Origin of the sequence: Paenarthrobacter sp. NPDC089322, assembly GCF_040684895.1 — a bacterium.
GTDB lineage: Bacteria > Actinomycetota > Actinomycetes > Actinomycetales > Micrococcaceae > Arthrobacter.
Map to the genome: position 1 here is coordinate 239,399 of NZ_JBFBGW010000003.1, position 15,666 is coordinate 255,064.

The window sequence follows — 15,666 nt, forward strand, 5'->3', positions numbered from 1 at the left end:
AAGGAGCACCACATGCGACGCACCATTCCCCTGGCCTTGGCCGCGGTCCTTTCTCTGACGCTTGCGGCCTGCGGCGGCGGTTCCGGCCCTGCAGCCACGCCGGCAGCGGACGGAACCACCACACTCAAGGTGGGCACCATCGGCATCGGTTCCGATGCCGCACTCCGGCTCGCCATTGACAAGGGCTACTTCAAGGAACAAAACCTCAACGTCGAGGTTTCCGTCATCGCCAACCCGCCGGCCGGCATTGCAGCTGCCCAGAGCGGCCAGATCGATCTCACGTACACCCCATCCATCCCACTGCTCAACGCATTGAGCCAGAACGTGCCGCTGAAGGTCGTAGCGGCAGCAGACGGATACAAGGATGGAGCCGGAGAGTCCGGAGACCTCGACCGCGTCGATGACACGGGATTGCTGGTCCAGCAGTCGTCCGCCATCTCCCGGCCAAAGGACCTCGAAGGCAAGAGCGTGAGTGTTCCCGCTCGGAAAGCCCAGTTGGAAGTCACCGTCAGCAAGCTTGTCAAAGACGACGGCGGTGATCCTGCCAAGGTGAACTGGATGGTGCTCGACCCATCCTCGGCGCTGCAATCCCTGAACTCGGGACGCGTTGACGCTGCCTCGCTCGTGGCACCGTTCACATCCAAGGCTGTGTCCGAAGGGAACCGTCTGCTGGCTTCCCCCGGTGTCGAGTTTTTCGAAGAGGGAGCAATCGGACTCTGGGTGTCCGGCGCCAACACAGTGAAGTCCAAGGAGAAGGCTTTGGAGGGTTTCAGGACCGCCATCTACAAGGCCAATGCTTACGCGAACGGCAACCTGGATGAGGCACAGAAGCTCAGCGCCGAGATCACCAAGACCCCGGTGGAGGTGGTCAAGGCCGGAGCCGTCAACTACTGGCCGGACGACGTCCGCATCGAAGACATCGAGCGTGCCAACACCAACCTCGCCGATCTTGGCTTCCTGGATGCACCCGTAAAGCTTCCCGGCGACCTCATTTTCGGGAAGTAGGCGAAAGACAATCATGGGAGATTCATCATGAAGGGGTCCATCCGTCCCATGGCCTTCAGCGCCCTGGGTGTCGCGGCGGCACTGGTGATCTGGCAGGTCCTCGCGGAGGCCGATGCAGGAGGCAACGCATTACCTGCAGCCACCACGGTCTTCACCACATTGGCGGCGATCCTCGGCACAGCGACGTTCTGGTCTTCGCTGGGAGCCACCCTGGGCATCGCCCTGCTCGCCCTGGCGATCTCAGCCGTGGCAGGCGTAGCCCTGGGTCTGCTGATCGGCAGCTTCGAAACGGTCAGGTACGCCACCCTGGCTGTGCTTGAGTTCCTGAAGCCCGTTCCACCCATCGTCATCCTTCCACTCGCGGTGCTGGTACTGGGCCCCACGGGGGAGATGTCCCTGTTCCTGGTGGCGTTCGGTTGCCTGCTGCCCATCATCATGCAAACCGTGGACGGAGTTCATGGGACGGACCCCGTCGCCCGCGACACAGCACGGTCCTACGGAATGGGCGAAGCGGAAATCCTGACACGCGTCGTCCTGCCCAGCGCCTTGCCATACATCGGTACCGCCATGCGGGTGGCAGCGCCCGCGGCGCTCGTGGTCACAGTTGTGGCCGGACTCCTCGGCGGGGGCCCTGGCCTGGGCCGAAGCATCTATCAAGCGCAGGCCGCCGGCGACTACGCGAGCCTGTATGCACTGGTCATCGTCCTCGGTGTCCTGGGCCTTCTGTTTCAAGGTGCCACGAGGCTCGCCGAACGCCGGGTCCTGCACTGGCATGAGTCCTACCGGGAAGTGGTGCCGTGATGAAAAACCCAAACCTTCGACATTGGCTGGTCGGGGCAGGCACACCGTTGGTGCTGCTGTTGGCTTGGTGGGTACTGTCAGCGGATTCGACAGACCCGTTCTTTCCTCCGCTCCAATCCATCATGGTCCGCTTCCAGGAACTGTGGCTTTTCGAGCACTTCCAATCCGACATCCTGCTCAGCCTGGGGAACCTGTTCCTCGGATTCGCCATCGCCGCCGTTGCCGGGATCGGCTTGGGATTTGCCACTGCACTGGTTCGTCCGGTCCGCTGGATGATCGATCCCCTGATCCACTTCCTGCGGGGAATCCCTCCAGTGGCCTTGGTGCCGATCTTCATCTCGCTGATCGGATTCGGTACGGAGATGCGCGTCACCAGCATCGCCCTGGCCGCGCTCTTCCCGACCATGATCGCCACGGTGGACGGAATCCGCAGCGTAGGCACCGAGCTCATGGATGTCGCCAGGGTCTACAGGCTCACGCGCAGGGAGCGCATCCTGAACGTCCTTCTCCCCGCTGCCGGGCCGCAAATCTTTTCCGGTCTCCAAGTGAGCCTGCAAGTCGCGTTCATCGTGATGATCGCGAGCGAAATGCTGGGGAGTTCGCAAGGCATCGGGGCCATGACCTTGCTGGCTCAGCAGAGTTTCATGACCGCTGACATGTGGGCGGGAATCTTGCTCCTTGGCGTCATAGGGTTCCTCGTCAACGTCCTCTTCAGCCTCCTTAAGCGCAAGGTCCTTTCCTGGTACCTCGGCTCCCGACGCCTGGCGCGTGCAGCATGAGCATCAGGCAGGCCCCCGCCCGTCCCACCCGAAACAGAAAGTCCGCCATGGCACAGCAACCAGAAACACGCACCAACGCGACCACTCCACGGTTGGACGTGGCGCACCTGGCCAAGACATACGGCAGCGGTGACAAAGCCCGCACTGTCATCGAAGACCTCACGTTCACCGTGGATGCCGGGGAAGTGGTCTGCATAGTTGGCCCGTCCGGGGTGGGAAAGACGACACTCCTGAAATGCCTCGCAGGCCTACATCCTGCGAGCAGCGGAAGGGCAGCAATCGACGGCAGGACCATCAGCGGTCCGCCGCCGGAGATGGCGTTGGTTTTCCAGGACTACAACCGGTCCCTGATGCCGTGGCTGACTGTGCGCAAGAACCTGGTCCTCCCTCTTCGGCACCTTAAGCTGCCGTCAGCGGAACTGAAGGAACGCTGCGATAGTGCGCTGGCCGCCGTCGGGCTTTCCCATGCCGACAACCAGTATCCCTGGCAGCTGTCCGGAGGCATGCAGCAGCGCGTTGCCATCGCGCGTGCCCTCGCATACCGTCCGGAGATCCTTATCATGGACGAGCCTTTCGCGTCCGTGGACGCTCAAACGCGGTTCGACCTGGAAGACCTGTGCCTGAAAATCCGCCGTGATTTCAACATGACCATCCTCGTGGTGACCCACGACATCGACGAAGCCGTCTACCTTGCGGACCGCGTTGTCGTCCTGGGTTCGCGTCCTGCCCGTGTCCTGCGGGTGGTGGACGTGGACCTGCCCGCACCGCGGGACCAGATCACCACGCGTTCCTTGCCCGAATTCGCGCGCCAGAGAACGGAAGTCCTGTCGCTCATCAAGAGGCCGGCATGACAGGGGAGGACCGCGGGCCGGCAAAGCGCAGGCCGAATGTGCTCTTTTTCATCGCTGACCAACTGAGGGCCGACCACCTTGGATTCGGCGGCAACAGCACCGTACGGACCCCCAACCTTGATGCGCTCGCGGCCCGCAGCGTGGTGTTCGACAACGCGACAGTGGCCAACCCCACCTGCATGCCCAACCGCGCCAGCCTCATGACCGGGAGATGGCCTTCGGCACACGGGACACGGTGCAACGGCATCACCTTGGATCCGCTGACCCAGACCGTGCCCGGGTCATTGGCGGCGGGGGGCTACCACACTGTTGCCGTTGGGAAGCTGCACCACCAGAACATGGGCTGGGAGTTCGAACCGCACCAGGCCGAGGAGATCCGGGCCACGGACCCCATGCTGCTCGACGACGGTGTGGGCGATGCCCGGCGCCACGGTTTCGACGCAGGGTGGGACCAATGGGAGAACCGCGACGCCCACGACAAGCGCTTCATCGGGCTACCCGCCAACTATTACGGCTACAACCATGTGGACCTGGTCATTGGCCATGGCGACCGTCCCGGCGGGCACTATGTGCATTGGGCACGGGAACATGGCATCGACCCCGAGGCATTGGGTGGGCCCGGCAACTCGGCCAGCACTTTCGGTGGCTGGGACCAGGTGTACCAAACGGCCGTTCCGGCCGAGGCACACCCCACAAGCTACGTCAGCGAGAAGGCCATCGAACACCTTAAGGACGCTGCGGGCCAGGACCAGCCCTTCTTCATGTTCGTGTCCTTCCCGGATCCCCATCATCCCTTCTCACCGCCGGCAGGCTATGCGGACCTGTACGATCCCAAGGACCTGCCCCTGCCGCTTGGCTTCGAGCAGGACCACTCAGCCTCACCTGCGCATGTCAGGGCCATGATCGAACACCGTGGCACGCCCAACGCCGACCCCACCATGACCTGGGCGGCTACCGAAGAGCAGTACAGGCACGCTGCTGCCGCCCAGTACGGCCTGATCACGTTGATGGACGAGCACATCGGCAGGATTCTTGCCGAGTTGGAGCGCCAAGGCATGGCGGAGGACACCGTCATCGTCTTCACCAGCGATCATGGCGACCTCTTTGGCGACCATGGACTCATGCTCAAGCATTTTGTCCATTACCGGGCAGTGACGAACGTTCCCTTGCTGGTGAAAATCCCGGGCGTCACCCCGAAACGCTCCTCCGCGCTCGTCTCCAGCGCTGATATTGCACCAACCTTGCTTGAGTTGGCCGGCTCCGCTGCATACCGGGGCATCCAAGGACGTTCCCTGCTGCCCGTGCTGCGGGGGACTGCCGAGCGCCACAGGGATGCCCTGTTGGTGGAAGAGGAACAGCCCTTCGGCCTGGATGGGCTGCCCGGCCCCGTACGGATGCGGACGGTCATCACCGCAGAGGGGAGGCTGACGCGCTACTTCGGCACGGACGTGACGGAACTGTATGACTTCCGCAGCGACCCCGGCGAGCTCCTCAACCGTGCCGGCGACCCCGCAGCGGCGGACCTCGAGGAGCGGTTGATGCGGACCATGCTGGATGAGATGGCCGCGGTGGCGGACCAGGGGACAGCACCCACGGCGGCGGCCTGAAGGTCAGGCTCTGAAAGTTCGACGGCGGGGCTAAGGTTCCGCGGTGGAGGAACCTTGGTTGGCGGTGCGGTACCCGGTGGGGGAGTTCCCGAAGGCAGCCCGGAAGATCCTGCTGAAATGGGCTGCGTCAGTGAAACCCCACCGGGCCGCGATGGCGGTGACAGGCCGGTCTGCCAGCACCGGATCCAGCAGGTCACGGCGGCAGCGCTCCAGTCGCCGTTGCCTGATGGATGCCGCCACGGTGGTGCCTATCTCCTGGAAGAGGTCGTGGAGGTGTCGCGTGGAGATGTAATGCGCCGCAGCTATGGTGCCCGGCGAAAGCCCGGGATCGCCCAGGTTTGCCTCGATGTAGTCATGGATCCGGCCCAGGAGGAGCAGGTGGGGGTCGCGGCCGGTCTCGATGAGCTGGTCAAGCTCGCCGTTGAAGAGCGTTGTGACCAGGTCCAGGGCGTTGTGTACCAGCCGCAGCCCGTTGGTCCCCGAGAGCGCCTCGAGGTTGTCCGCCAGCCTCACCAGGAACGGGCTGATGAGTTGGCCCAGGCCCTCGTCTCCGGGGATCCTCAACGCTGTCACATGCCCCATGGCTTCGGCGGGCAAGTCGAGCAGGCCGTGGGGGAACATCAGCACCAAGGTGCGGAAGTCGTCGTCGAACGTTAACTCATAAGGGCGGGAGGTGTCGTAGATGGAGAGGTCCCCGGGGTGAAGCACCGCTTCGCGGTGGTCCTGGATCAACCTGCCCGAGCCCGAAAGCTGAATGCTGAGCTTGAAGAAGCGTCCGGCGGACTTGGCGATCAGCTCCGGCGTGCGGAGTACCGTGTGCGGACCGGCCGTGACTTCGACCACCGAAATCTGCCCAAGGACGCGTGCCCGCATGGTGCCGTGGAACGTGGCCCCCCGGGGGCCGGTTGCCAGCAACGGAACGAAGGACGCGGAAATTGCCCGGCTCCATTCCTGGAACGACTCCGCGACGACGGTGTGCACGGTTGAGGGGCCAGTGTCAGCCGCGACGGTCATCAAACTCCCTTTCATGGCCCGCCGTGCCGTTTGGCACTGGTCCAGGTTGCCACCAGTGCGGACGTGAGCTTGCCCACGATTCTACACCGGCGCCACTCCTGTGCCGGTGCTTGCGTGCACAGTCAACGACCCTGCGGTGTGAGACAAGTCACGCCCCGCCTTGGCGATGGAAGATGGCGGAATGACCGACAACCGTGCCGTGCAATCTCCCACGGTGCGATCTTCAACGGTACCGAGGCAGGAGCACATTTTGAGCGTAGACAACCCAGTCCAGGGCAAGATCGCCGGAGCCACAGAAACCAAAAGGCGGCTTGGCGTACCGGCCGTGACCTTCATGATCATCGCGGCCTCCGCGCCGCTGACAGTCCTGGCAGGCGGGGTGACCACCACCTTCGCCGTCACCGGCGTCACCGGGGTGCCCCTGTCCTTCCTGATCCTGGGCGGAATCCTTGGCCTCTTCGCCGTGGGATACGCCGCCATGAGCCGTTACGTAACCAACGCCGGTGCGTTCTACGCCTACATCGCGCAAGGCATCTCGCGGCCCGCCGGCGTGGGCGCCTCACTCGTCGCGCTGATGGCGTACAACCTCATGCAAGTGGGAATCTATGGACTCTTCGGCTTCACTGTCTCGTCGCTGCTGTCAGCCCGGCTTGGCATCAGCGTGCCGTGGTGGATCCCCGTGCTGGTCTGCATCGCCATCGTGGGCTGGCTGGGCGTCAACAGGGTGGACCTGTCGGCGAAGGTCCTTGGGGTGCTGGTAGCCCTCGAATTCCTGGTGGTGATCGTGTACGACGCCATCAGCCTGGCCGTCGCCCCCGAGGGTGTCAGCGCCGCGTCCCTTAGCCCGGAAAGCCTCTTTGTCCCGGGTATCGGAGCGGTCCTGTCCTTTGGAATCGCTGCCTTCATGGGGTTTGAATCCGCAGCGATCTACGGGGAGGAATCCAAAGACCCCAAGCGTACGGTTGCCCGGGCCACGTTCGCGGCCGTGGCGATCATCGCCCTGTTCTACGCGGTTTCCGCGTGGGCCATGACGGTGGGCGCCGGTCCGTCGGCTGTCATCGACACAGCCACTGCCAATGGTCCGGACATGATTTTCGCCTTCCTCGGCGCAAACGGTGGCGTGCTGCTGAGCGACATCGCGCAACTCCTGTTTGTCACGAGCCTCTTCGCAGCACTGGTCAGCTTCCACAACGCCGTAGCGCGATACTTCTTCTCCCTGGGCCGCGAGCGCGTCCTTCCGCCCTTCTTCGCCGGCGTCAGGAAACACAGCCGTGCGCCGTTTGCGGGGTCGTTGGCACAGACGGTGATCGCCGTCGTCGTGACCGTTGCTTTTGCCGCAGCAGGAACAGGTTCGGAATTCGGCGAACTGTACCCCGTGCTGACCATGTTTACCTGGCTCACCAACAGCGGTGCAATGGGGCTGGTCCTGCTCATGACTGTTGTCTCGCTGGCCGTGATCGGCTACTTCCGCCGGAAACCGCATGGGGCAAGCCTGTGGGTCAGGCTGGTGGCCCCGGGGCTGGGCTTCGCCCTGCTGGCCGTGGTGTTCGTGCTCATCCTCGCCAACTTCAATGTCCTGCTTGGGCAAACCGACTCGACGCCGGCCACGTTCGTCCTTCCGATGGTGGTGCTGCTGCCAGGCGTGGTGGGAGTTGCCTGGGGCCTGCGCCTGCGGCGCTCGCAGCCGGAGCTCTACGCCCGGATCGGTCACGGCGCGGAAGGCTGACCAGGCACCGTCCGTCCTCAACGCAAGGAAGCCCCGGCAATTGACCAGTCCAACTGCCGGGGCTTCCTTGCGTGGTCCTTCCGTGCGTTACGCGGAGGGAGCGGCCGCCGCGGGGTTGAGCCCGGGGCCGTGGTGCGTGATGCTGATCAACCGGCCATGGGCGCCGAAGGTGAAGTGCACGGGTGTGGTGCCCGATTCGTCCCAGCCGAACAGGCTGCCATGTGAGCGGATGGCGTTCACATCCCGGTGGTCTGCGATGGTTACCGACCCACAGGGAATGACTTTTTCCCGCCACGTGAAGACGAAGATACCCGGACGGACCTGCAGCACAGTGTTGGCGTCGGTGTCCGCCAGTCCGCGTTCCGGCCCGGCCAGGCACTGCCAGGTGTACCAGGTAGGGCTGAGGTAGATGTGTTCGTATGCGTGTGATTCGCTGTAGACCCACTCCACGCGCCGCCCGATGAGGGAAGTGCTCTCGCCGATGGGGGCACCGCTGACCGGGTAGCTGTCCAGGGTTCCCGGACGGAACTCGTGCTGGACGGCCGGAGATCCGTGGGACGCCTGCCCGAGGGAAGCACCGACATAAAGCGCCCGGCCGTGGGTGAGGTCCAGGACCAGTGAAACGGCAAGGTCCGGTTCCACGGGGCTGTGCCATTGGGCGTAGTACAGTTGCCCGGCCACGGCGAAGGCTTCATACGGTGCTGTTCCGCTGTGCCCGGCTGCGGACCATTGGACTTCTTCGTCATCGAAGCTGAAGGCCATGGTGCCGCTGTCTGTGCAGACGGTGAAGTTCTGCCCTGCGAGGTCCTGGACGGTCCCGGCTTTGTTGGCATCGAAGCCGGGTGCCAATCCGTCCAGCGGGAGCCAGTTGGAGGTGTCAAGAAGATTGAGTGTCATGGATTTCCTACTCGTGCTCGACGACATGAAGGACAGCTGATCTGCCCTTCTTCGAGTATTCGGCTTCCATGGCTGGTGGGTCTTGTGCGGCGGAGCATTCCGCTTGACCAGGAAGGAATGGTTAGGCGAGCTGGCTCTCGATTCGCGCGGCGCTTGCCACGAGGGCCTTGCCGACGGCGTCGGGGTCCTGGTCGAGGCGGATATAGACGACGGCGATGGCGGCCGGACGTCCGCCGGGAACATGGATGGGGGCGGCAAGCGATGACAGGCCGGCGATGACTTCGTCGTGGCTCGTGGCGTAGCCTACGCGACGGGCCTCGTGCGCCTCCGGGCGGTAGGGGATACCTGCGCCTACTTGGTGCCAGCGATCCTCGGTCATGGTGGATTGGATCGCGATTCCCGGCGCACCGGTGCTGATGGGGTGGCGGGTTCCCGGGTGCTGGGCCAGTGCCGCCCCGGAATGGCGAGGTTCTACTGTGACCAAGGTGATGCACTCCTGGTGGTCCCACACTGCCACGAAGGTTGTCATGTGCAGTGTGTTGGCCAGCTGCGTCAGTTCGGGCAGGGCAGCGGTTTGCAGGTTCCGGGACACGCCGCGTGCCAGGACTGCCAATCCGGGGCCGGGCTGTACGCGTCCGGAGTCGTCGCGGAACAGGAGCGAGTGGTCCTCCAGGGTCCGCAGGATGCGATACGCCACCGAACGGTGTACGCCCATGGCCTCCGAGAGTTCGGCAATGCTGAGGGGGCGTTCGGCCTCGGCGAGGATCTCCAGGGCGCGGATCCCGCGCGAGAGAGTCTGCGACGGCGGCGCTTGGATGGCTGCGTCCGGCTGGCTTTTGGCGTCGCTGCGGGGATTCATGCGAACCATTCTATGGTGCTGTCCGGTGGCAGGCTCCTGCCTCGCGTCCACTATGGGAATCGTCTTTTCAACTACCGAACTCAACGTGGAGAGAGGCCCTGCGCAAAGGGGCTGTGCGTGGGATCACACTTGTAGTATTCTTTCCTAACTGACCGTTCTGTCGGTTAATGCTCTTCACGAGCCGACCAGTCACTCACCTTTTGGAGTTTCAATGACCGCAGCTTCCACTGTCGACTCCCCGTCGGGCCCCAGCAGCCGCCGCGAAGAGCGCCGGGTCCTGGCCGGGACCTTGGTGGGAACCACGATCGAGTGGTACGACTTCTTCATCTTTGCCCAGCTCACGGCCACGCTGTTGTCGCCGCTGTTCCTGACGCCGTTGGAGGAGTCCAACCCAGGGGTTGCACAGCTCCTGTCCTTCGCGACCATTGGCATCAGCTTCCTCTTCCGGCCCCTGGGTGCCACCGTAGCCGGCCACTTGGGCGACAGGGTTGGCCGTAAGGCTGTCCTGGTCATGACGCTCGTGTTGATGGGCGCGGCCACCGCCCTCATCGGCCTCCTGCCGACGTACGATGCCATCGGCCTTTGGGCTCCAGTCATGTTGATCTTCCTGCGGGTTGTCCAAGGCTTTTCCGCAGGCGGCGAGTGGGGTGGCGCGGCGCTCATGGCCGTGGAGCACGCGCCGCTGTCCAAGCGCGGACTGTTTGGCGCCTACCCGCAGATCGGTGTTCCCATTGGCATGATCCTGGCGACAGGCCTGCTGTTCTTCCTCCAGTCCGGGATGTCCAAGGAGGCCTTCTCGGCATGGGGCTGGCGTGTTCCCTTCCTGCTTTCGGTTGTCCTGATCGTGGTGGGTTACCTTATCCGTCGAGCTGTTGGTGAAAGCCCGGTCTTCAAGGAGATTGCCCAGCGCAAGGCTGAGAGCAAGGCGCCGTTGAGTGAGCTGTTCCGCCACAACACCAAAGAGGTCATTCTGGCGGCCTTGATCTTCATCGCCAACAACGCCGCCGGCTACCTGCTGATTGCGTTCTTCATTTCGTATGCCACCCGGGCGCTGAAGATGCCCACCCCGCAGATTCTGTTGGCTACCACCATTGCCTCCTTTGGTTGGCTGATCTTCACCATGGTGGGCGGTTGGCTTTCGGACAAAATCGGCCGTGTCAAGACATTCCTGGCCGGCTATGCGCTGGTGTTTGTGTGGATGATCCCGCTCTTCGCGCTCATTGATAGCAAGGACATCCTTCTCTATGGAGTTGCGCTGTTCGTCCTGACCATCGGGCTCGGCTTGTCTTACGGTCCTATGTCCGCGATGTACGCCGAGATGTTCCCGCCCCAGGTCCGCTACTCCGGTATCTCCATCGGCTATGCCTTGGGTGCAATCCTCGGAGGTGCCTTCGCGCCGACCATCGCGCAGGCACTCCTGGATGGAACCAAGTGGTCCGGCTCCGTGGGCATCTACATCATGGCGCTGTGCGTCATCTCAGCGGTGGGTGTCATCCTTGCCAAGGAAACCAAGGGTCGTCCCCTCGGTTACAGCGTGCACCACTGATCCTGCACCAGAGTCAGAGAGCGGGCGCGGCCTTCCGGGGCTGCGCCCGTTTGCGTATCCACTTACGTCGGAGGCGGATCAGGGTGCCGCGCCCGCTGTGCGGAGCTGCTCCACGACGTCGGAGTCCGACAGTTGTTCAAAGCGGTCGTAAAATGCGCCCACGGCATGGAACTTGCCCGGGGTGTGCAGGGACAGGACAAAATCGCACACCCGCGCCAGCGACGTTGACGCTTCCAGCGAGGCCACCGGAACGGCCGCGACGACGGTGGCGGCACCTGCCGCCCGCACGGCTTCGACGGCGGCACGCATGGTGGCGCCGGTGGCGAGGCCATCGTCCACCAGGACAACGGTCTTCCCGCGGAGGTCGTGCTCCACTCCCGGATACTGCTTGGCGCGGCGTACGAGTTCTGCCCGTTCGTGCGCCTCGACAGTTTCCAGCGATGCCTCCGTAATGCCGTGCGCGAGGATGTGTTCTTTGAGGGGCTTGTTGACTATCCGGACAACGTCGCCCTGGCACCACGCGAGAGCGCCGAACGCGGTTTCGGCGCGCCCCGGGATCCCCAGTTTGCGGACCAGCACGGCGCCGAACGGCAGGTACAGCGCGGAGGCCGCGGCAACTGCCAACGGAACGCCGCCGCGGGCGAGGCCCAGGACCACCGTGTCGCGCCGTTCCCTGAACTGGGGGAGTCCTTCCGCCAGGCGACGCCCGGCTTCCGCCCGGTCCTTGAACCGCATGCCCATCTGCCCCACTTCCACCTGATTCACCGCTGCTTCCAGCCTACCGTTCAATCCTTGCCCGGTGAGGCGTCCGCTGGAAGCATGGCAGTGTGGACAAGCCCATCGGATATTGGATCAAGAGGCTGGACGCGGCGCTTGAAATGCAGCTCGACACCACGTTGGCACGCATCAGGCTCAGCCGACGACAATGGCAGACCCTCAACATCCTGGCGGAAGCGCCGCTCCGCCCCAAGGAACTGGAGGATGCCCTGAGACCTTTTTGGGGTGGCGACGACCGCCTGCGTGAGCGGGAGCTGGCCGCGCTCGTCGGCAAGGGCTTCATCACCATGATCGACGAGCGCCTGATGCTGAGCGAGCGCGGGCGGGAAAGCTACCATCAGGCCCTGCGCTTGGTGGAGGATGCCCGCCGCGACCTGTCCATGGGCATCGGCATTGATGAGTACGCCATGGCGCTGAGTGTCCTGGAACGCATGAGCCTCAACGCCGAACGCCTTGCACGTTAGCCCCGGCCGGGCCGCGACTACGGCCAGCCCGCCACTAGGGCCCCCGCGGCTAAACTCCCAGGAACTCGACAGCCGCATCCTTGAACGCCCGGCTTGTCACCACGTTGGTGTGCGTTCGTCCCGGGATGACCAGTGTTTCCACCAATGCACCGCGCTTGCCTGCAAGGGATGCAAGCTCCGGCATGGTTGCCGCCCGGTCATCTTTCTCGCCTGCCACCAGCAGGATGGGCATGTGCGGTGCGGCCTCGGCGGGATCGAACGGTTCGCCCTTGATGGCCTCGATGAGTGACAGCATCGCGAACAGGTTGTTGCTCGGCAGCAACTGCGCCATCTTCAGCAGCCCTGCCGTCGATTCGTCCTCGATGGGCGTTCCATCGGCAAGGTACCGCTGTGCAGCCGCGAGATCGAACGCGGCGAGGGGATCGGCAGAGCTGGGGCCGCCCAGGACGACGCGGTGGACCAGGTCCGGTTGGGTCGAGGCGAACTCCCACGCGAGCCTGGATCCCAGCGAATACCCGATGACATCCAGTCCTGTGGTTGGGTCGCCGGGCCGGAGCGGGCGGGCGCCGGCGTCGGTGACAATCTGGAGGAGGTCGGCGCGGATGCGGCTTGGCGTGTAGGAATCGAGGTCCTCGGGAGAGTGGCTTCGGCCGTGACCGGGAAGGTCCACGGTAATGACGCGGCGCCCTGCTTCCTGCAGCGTGGTGATCCACCCGCTGTCCGCCCAATTGAGCTTGCTCGAGGAGGAAAAACCGTGGATCAGCAGGACCGGCCGCAGCCCGGCGTCCGTAGCGGGCTCATGGACTTCAACGAACAAGCCGGGGTCCGTGCCCTCCACTGTGTGTCTCTGCTGTTCCACGGTGTGCCTGCCGGTCATCATGTCAGTCCTCATCGAGTACGGCGCTCAGGCGGACCCGGCGCTTGGGTGCTTCGTCCTTCGGAACAGTGCCCACGATGCCGGCGGTGTCATCCGGAACCTCGAACACGATCAGCGGTTCGCCGACGTTGATGGTTTCACCCGGCGTTCCGTGGATACGCACCACTTTACCTGCCTGTGGACTGGGCAATTCGAGCGCGGACTTGCTGGTTTCAAGCTCCACCAGGGGTTGGTTCCGTTCTACGTGCTGGCCCGGTTCCACGAGCCAGTCGAGCACGGTTGCCTCGATGAGGCCTTCGCCAAGGTCGGGGAGGGGGAAAGCAATTTCAGCCACGGCGGTACTCCAGTACGCGTTGGATCCCAAAGAGGATGCGGTCGATGTTGGGGATGTATTCGTCCTCCAGGTCACCGGAGGGATAAGGAACGTCAAAGCCCGTCACGCGCTCCACAGGCGCCTTGAGCGTGCTGAAGCACTGTTGCGTGATCAGTTGCGCTACTTCGGCACCCAGGCCTGAGGTCAGTGGCGCTTCATGCACGACGACGGCGCGCCGCGTCTTCCGGACGGACGTCGCCAGGGCTTCTGCGTCGATCGGTTTCAGCCAGCGCAGGTCCAGGACCTCGATGTCGATGCCGTCTTCGGCGGCCAGTTCCGCGACCTGCAGGCAGCGTGCCACCATGGCACCCCACGCAACCAGGGTCAGGTGGCGGCCCTCCCGGGCTACCCGCGCGCCGGTGAGGTTCCCGCCCTGCTGCGTGCCGGCGTCGAACGTTCCGCTCTCCGGAGCAACGGCATTGGTGACGTCCACGGGACCTTTTTGCCAATAGCGGGACTTCGGTTCCATGAAGATGACAGGGTCCGGACGGGTAGCTGCGTATTTCAGGAGGTGGTACGCGTCGTGCGGATTGGAGGGGGAAACCACCTTCAGTCCTGGAACGTGGGCAAACAGTGCTTCGAGGCTCTCCCCATGGTGTTCGGGAGCGCGGATGCCGCCGAAGCTGGGAACGCGGAGCGTGATGGGCATCGGCATGGTTCCGCGGCTGCGGTAGTTCATTCGGGCAATCTGGCAGACGATCTGGTTGATCGCCGGATACGCGAAGCCGTCGAACTGCACCTCCGGGATGGGGTGGAAGCCGGCCATGGCCAGTCCAACGGACATGCCGAGGATGCCCGATTCGGCCAGGGGAGTATCGAAGACCCGGTCTTCCCCGTGCTTCGCCTGCAGGCCGTCCGTGATCCGGAAGACACCTCCCAGCCTGCCGCAGTCCTCACCGAACACCACGGTTTTGGGGTTGTCGGCGAGGACTTCGTCCAGTGCCTTGTTGAGCGCTTGCTGCATTGAAAGGTGTTCCATGGCAGGCGTGGAAGCAGGGGCATCGGTAGCCGCCGTAATGGTCTCAGGCATGTTCGGACTCCTCGCGCCATGCGGCGTGCTGGGATTGAAGGGCGGGCGTGGGCTCTTGGAAAACCAGGCTGAACATTTCCGCTCCGGGCCGTGGCCCGAGGTCCTCGATGCCGGAGCGGACGGCTTCTTCTTCCTCGCGGGCAAGCCGCTCTGCCTCCGCGAAAAAGGCCTCGTCGGCCACGCCGTCGTCCAGCAGGCGCTGCTTGAACCGTTCGAGGGGGTCCTCGCCGGCGTCCAGGCGTTCCTCATCCAAGGTCCGGTAGCGCCCGGGGTCGTCCGCGGTGGAATGTGGCCCGCGGCGGTAGGTCATGGCCTCTATCACCACCGGCCCGTTCCCGGCGCGGCAGTGCGCCAGGGCCGAGCGGGTTGCTTCGTGGACTGCCACGACATCGTTGCCGTCGATCCGCAGTGCGGGGATTCCGTAACCTGCTGCCCGGGCGGCCACCGAGCCGCCCGCAACCTGGCGTTCTGTAGGGACGGAGATGGCCCAGCCGTTGTTCTGGATGAAGAACACCACGGGTGCCTTCATGACGGCAGCGAAGTTCATTGCTTCGTGCACATCGCCTTGCGACGAGGCCCCATCCCCGAAGTACGTCAGCGCGACGCCCCGCTCTCCTGCGGGCTTGCCGGACAGGCTTTGGCCGTGCGCCCAGCCAACGGCATGCAGGACGGAACCGGCCACGACGGCCTGGATGGGGGCGAAACGGGCTTCCACCGGGTTGTACATCCCGCCATGCCACGTGGCCTTGTGCGTTGACATGTAGCCCACCATGTCCAGCTTCATCGCCCGGGCCACGCCCATTTCGCGGTAGGTGGGGAACACAAAGTCACGGCGCCGGTCAACCGCATAGCCGCTGCCTACCTGGGCCGCCTCCTGGCCGAGTTGCGGGGCGTAACCCGGGATGATGCCTTGGCGTTGCCAGGCAACGGCCGCGGTGTCCAGGTGGCGGACTGCTGCCATCAGGGTGTACAGCTCACGCAATTGCTGGTGCGTGAGCGGGGCCGCGTCGTCATCGACGGCGGCGAGCACTGAATTGCTTGTCATGGCTGTGACCATAGT

16 protein-coding genes are annotated in these 15,666 nt (G+C 64.2%); 8 read left to right on the plus strand and 8 right to left on the minus strand.

The window, feature by feature from the left end; translation table 11 throughout:
- Positions 1-12: 12 nt before the first annotated feature.
- From AB0N65_RS05090 to AB0N65_RS05110, 5 genes are read left to right on the plus strand one after another with little or no spacing between them, the layout of a single operon-like run.
- Complete coding sequence (locus tag AB0N65_RS05090) at positions 13-1,005, plus strand: ABC transporter substrate-binding protein (RefSeq protein WP_364158564.1); 993 nt, start codon at positions 13-15, stop codon at positions 1,003-1,005.
- 27 nt (positions 1,006-1,032) lie between these two features.
- On the plus strand, positions 1,033-1,806 hold the full coding sequence (locus tag AB0N65_RS05095; protein ID WP_364158567.1) for an ABC transporter permease: 774 nt from the start codon (positions 1,033-1,035) through the stop codon (positions 1,804-1,806).
- Positions 1,806-2,585, plus strand: coding sequence for an ABC transporter permease (locus AB0N65_RS05100; protein WP_364158570.1), 780 nt, complete (start codon positions 1,806-1,808; stop codon positions 2,583-2,585). The genes AB0N65_RS05095 and AB0N65_RS05100 overlap by 1 nt, the downstream gene beginning before the upstream one ends.
- The gene (locus AB0N65_RS05105; protein ID WP_364158572.1) at positions 2,582-3,436 is read left to right on the plus strand and encodes an ABC transporter ATP-binding protein; all 855 of its coding nucleotides are present in this window, start codon (positions 2,582-2,584) and stop codon (positions 3,434-3,436) included. The genes AB0N65_RS05100 and AB0N65_RS05105 overlap by 4 nt, the downstream gene beginning before the upstream one ends.
- On the plus strand, positions 3,433-5,043 hold the full coding sequence (locus tag AB0N65_RS05110) for a sulfatase-like hydrolase/transferase (protein ID WP_364158574.1): 1,611 nt from the start codon (positions 3,433-3,435) through the stop codon (positions 5,041-5,043). The genes AB0N65_RS05105 and AB0N65_RS05110 overlap by 4 nt, the downstream gene beginning before the upstream one ends.
- A 30-nt stretch (positions 5,044-5,073) precedes the next feature.
- Here the strand turns inward: AB0N65_RS05110 and AB0N65_RS05115 are convergent, their stop codons facing one another.
- Complete coding sequence (locus AB0N65_RS05115; protein ID WP_364158577.1) at positions 5,074-6,057, minus strand: helix-turn-helix domain-containing protein; 984 nt, start codon at positions 6,055-6,057, stop codon at positions 5,074-5,076.
- A 250-nt stretch (positions 6,058-6,307) separates the two neighbouring features.
- Here AB0N65_RS05115 and AB0N65_RS05120 point away from each other — a divergent pair, with 250 nt between their 5' ends.
- On the plus strand, positions 6,308-7,783 hold the full coding sequence (locus tag AB0N65_RS05120; protein WP_364158579.1) for an APC family permease: 1,476 nt from the start codon (positions 6,308-6,310) through the stop codon (positions 7,781-7,783).
- An 87-nt stretch (positions 7,784-7,870) separates the two neighbouring features.
- Here the strand turns inward: AB0N65_RS05120 and AB0N65_RS05125 are convergent, their stop codons facing one another.
- Both AB0N65_RS05125 and AB0N65_RS05130 read right to left on the minus strand, forming a co-directional pair.
- Positions 7,871-8,680: a MoaF C-terminal domain-containing protein gene (locus tag AB0N65_RS05125; RefSeq protein WP_364158582.1), complete on the minus strand. Its 810-nt coding sequence runs from the start codon at positions 8,678-8,680 to the stop codon at positions 7,871-7,873.
- A gap of 121 nt (positions 8,681-8,801) precedes the next feature.
- Complete coding sequence (locus tag AB0N65_RS05130) at positions 8,802-9,548, minus strand: helix-turn-helix domain-containing protein (RefSeq protein ID WP_364158585.1); 747 nt, start codon at positions 9,546-9,548, stop codon at positions 8,802-8,804.
- A 202-nt stretch (positions 9,549-9,750) separates the two neighbouring features.
- On the opposite strand from AB0N65_RS05130, the gene AB0N65_RS05135 reads away from it, so the two are divergent.
- Positions 9,751-11,085, plus strand: coding sequence for an MFS transporter (locus AB0N65_RS05135; RefSeq protein WP_364158587.1), 1,335 nt, complete (start codon positions 9,751-9,753; stop codon positions 11,083-11,085).
- Positions 11,086-11,163: 78 nt separating this feature from the next.
- On the opposite strand, the gene AB0N65_RS05140 is transcribed toward AB0N65_RS05135, so the two are convergent.
- Positions 11,164-11,841, minus strand: coding sequence for a phosphoribosyltransferase family protein (locus tag AB0N65_RS05140; protein ID WP_364158867.1), 678 nt, complete (start codon positions 11,839-11,841; stop codon positions 11,164-11,166).
- A gap of 71 nt (positions 11,842-11,912) precedes the next feature.
- On the opposite strand from AB0N65_RS05140, the gene AB0N65_RS05145 reads away from it, so the two are divergent.
- On the plus strand, positions 11,913-12,326 hold the full coding sequence (locus AB0N65_RS05145) for a MarR family transcriptional regulator (protein ID WP_364158590.1): 414 nt from the start codon (positions 11,913-11,915) through the stop codon (positions 12,324-12,326).
- A 49-nt stretch (positions 12,327-12,375) separates the two neighbouring features.
- Here AB0N65_RS05145 and AB0N65_RS05150 read toward each other — a convergent pair whose 3' ends face one another.
- Genes AB0N65_RS05150 through AB0N65_RS05165 form a run of 4 tightly spaced genes read right to left on the minus strand, consistent with a single transcriptional unit; the run spans position 12,376 to position 15,651 of the window.
- Positions 12,376-13,206, minus strand: coding sequence for an alpha/beta fold hydrolase (locus tag AB0N65_RS05150; protein ID WP_364158593.1), 831 nt, complete (start codon positions 13,204-13,206; stop codon positions 12,376-12,378).
- Position 13,207: 1 nt separating this feature from the next.
- A complete protein-coding gene (locus AB0N65_RS05155) occupies positions 13,208-13,537 on the minus strand; it encodes a biotin/lipoyl-containing protein (RefSeq protein ID WP_364158595.1) in 330 nt (109 codons plus the stop codon).
- Complete coding sequence (locus tag AB0N65_RS05160; RefSeq protein ID WP_364158597.1) at positions 13,530-14,606, minus strand: alpha-ketoacid dehydrogenase subunit beta; 1,077 nt, start codon at positions 14,604-14,606, stop codon at positions 13,530-13,532. The genes AB0N65_RS05155 and AB0N65_RS05160 overlap by 8 nt, the downstream gene beginning before the upstream one ends.
- Entirely contained in the window at positions 14,599-15,651 is a 1,053-nt protein-coding gene (locus AB0N65_RS05165) for a thiamine pyrophosphate-dependent enzyme (RefSeq protein ID WP_364158599.1), read from the minus strand. Before AB0N65_RS05165 ends, AB0N65_RS05160 begins: the two co-directional genes overlap by 8 nt.
- Between the last annotated feature and the right edge of the window lie 15 nt (positions 15,652-15,666).

Bases quoted from the DNA above. Each gene is read 5' to 3' on its own strand.
- AB0N65_RS05090 (WP_364158564.1), top strand. From the start codon at position 13: ATGCGACGCACCATTCCCCTGGCCTTGGCCGCGGTCCTTTCTCTGACG.
- AB0N65_RS05105 (WP_364158572.1), top strand. From the start codon at position 2,582: ATGAGCATCAGGCAGGCCCCCGCCCGTCCCACCCGAAACAGAAAGTCC.
- AB0N65_RS05150 (WP_364158593.1), bottom strand. From the start codon at position 13,206: ATGATGACCGGCAGGCACACCGTGGAACAGCAGAGACACACAGTGGAG.
- AB0N65_RS05095 (WP_364158567.1), top strand. From the start codon at position 1,033: ATGAAGGGGTCCATCCGTCCCATGGCCTTCAGCGCCCTGGGTGTCGCG.
- AB0N65_RS05160 (WP_364158597.1), bottom strand. From the start codon at position 14,606: ATGCCTGAGACCATTACGGCGGCTACCGATGCCCCTGCTTCCACGCCT.
- AB0N65_RS05130 (WP_364158585.1), bottom strand. From the start codon at position 9,548: ATGGTTCGCATGAATCCCCGCAGCGACGCCAAAAGCCAGCCGGACGCA.
- AB0N65_RS05135 (WP_364158587.1), top strand. From the start codon at position 9,751: ATGACCGCAGCTTCCACTGTCGACTCCCCGTCGGGCCCCAGCAGCCGC.
- AB0N65_RS05165 (WP_364158599.1), bottom strand. From the start codon at position 15,651: ATGACAAGCAATTCAGTGCTCGCCGCCGTCGATGACGACGCGGCCCCG.
- AB0N65_RS05125 (WP_364158582.1), bottom strand. From the start codon at position 8,680: ATGACACTCAATCTTCTTGACACCTCCAACTGGCTCCCGCTGGACGGA.
- AB0N65_RS05100 (WP_364158570.1), top strand. From the start codon at position 1,806: ATGAAAAACCCAAACCTTCGACATTGGCTGGTCGGGGCAGGCACACCG.
- AB0N65_RS05115 (WP_364158577.1), bottom strand. From the start codon at position 6,057: ATGACCGTCGCGGCTGACACTGGCCCCTCAACCGTGCACACCGTCGTC.
- AB0N65_RS05110 (WP_364158574.1), top strand. From the start codon at position 3,433: ATGACAGGGGAGGACCGCGGGCCGGCAAAGCGCAGGCCGAATGTGCTC.